Raw genomic sequence first — 1,455 nt, 5'->3', positions numbered from 1 at the left:
GAGGAATAGTCAAGACCTGTGGATGGGCGTGTCACGCGACGTGTTGATCGCCTCCTGATTCGTGGGTCGGTTCGTCGGGTCGTTCGACGAGGATGCCTTTGTCGAAGGTCGCGCCGGCACGGACCAGAGCGACGAGATGGGGCGCGTTGACTGCTCGCCACCTGGCTTGTGCGGACTGGATGAGCTTGAATGCCATCGCGATCCCCGCGGCCCGGGGAGCCGGGCCCCTTGGTGACGCGCTGACGTAGCCGTACGGTAGCGAAGGTGGACTCGATCGGGTTCGTCGTGCGCAGGTGGACCCAGTGCTCGGCCGGGTAGTCGTAGAAGGCCAGAAGCACGTCAAGGTCGTCGCTGATCTTGGCGGTGGCCTTGGGCCACTTGACCCCGTAGTCGGCGACGAACACTTTGGCAGCCTTCTGGGCGTGCTCTTTGTCCTGGGCGTTCCAGATCTCGGCCAGGGCGGTCTTCGCGCCGCGCTGGACCGACTTCGGCAACGCATTGAGGACGTTGGCGATCTTGTGGAACCAGCAGCGTTGCTCCACGGTCTCAGGGAAGACCTCCCGCAGGGCGGCCCAGAACCCGAGCGCGCCGTCGCCGACCGCGAGCACCGGCGCCCGCATGCCACGCCGCTTGGCCGAGCGGAGCAGGTCCAGCCAGGACTCGGTGGACTCCCGGTGCCCGTCGTCGAGGGCGATCAGCTCCTTGGTGCCGTCCGCGCGGACGCCGATCATGACCAGCAGGCACACCTTATCCTGCTCGAGGCGAACCTTGAGGTGGATCCCGTCGACCCACACGTACACGTAGTCGGTGCCGGCCAGGGAGCGGGTGTTGAACGCGGCCGCCTCGTCCTGCCAGTCCTTGGTCAACCGCGTGATCGTCGCCGGCGAGAGGCCCTGCGCCGAGCCCAGGAACTGGGTCAGCGCCGGACCGAAGTCCAAGGAGGACAAACCGTGCAGGTACAGCAGCGGCAACACCTCCGCAACCTTCGGCGACTTCCTCGCCCACGCCGGCAGGATCGCCGAAGCGAACCGCCTACGTTCTCCGGTGGCCTCATCGATGCGCTTGTCGTTGACCCGCGGGGCTCGCACCGGCACCCGGCCCGCCGCGGTCAGGACCTCGCGTTCGTTGTGGTGACCGTTGCGCACCACCAAGCGCCGACCGGCATCGTCAAGCTGGTCGGCAGCGGAGTCGATGTAGGCGGCGACCTCGGCCCGCAGCGCAACCGCGAGCATCTGACGGGCCGCGTCGCGGACCAGCCCGTCCAACAGCGACGCACCGCCTGGCTCGTTGGACTCCTCAGCGTTGTGAACTACTTTGAGCATGGGCGTACCTTCCCGAGCCGGCGCGCCAACGCCGACCCTGATCAGAACTTGCATGGGCTTCGATCTTGCTCGGGAGGTACGCCCGTTTCACGTCACCTCGCCGAGAGCCATCCACAGGTTCTGATCATTGCTC

The 1,455-nt window shown here is 66.7% G+C and carries 1 pseudogene; it reads right to left on the bottom strand.

The annotated features are described in order from the left end of the window. Nucleotides 1-31: 31 nt before the first annotated feature. Nucleotides 32-1,322, bottom strand: a pseudogene (locus H5397_RS17360) (IS256 family transposase). Nucleotides 1,323-1,455 lie beyond the last annotated feature (133 nt).

This window comes from Propioniciclava sp. MC1683, assembly GCF_014164675.1.
Lineage (GTDB): Bacteria > Actinomycetota > Actinomycetes > Propionibacteriales > Propionibacteriaceae > Propioniciclava.
The sequence above is the reverse complement of the archived record's forward strand: the minus strand, read 5'-3'. Positions and strand labels throughout refer to the sequence as shown.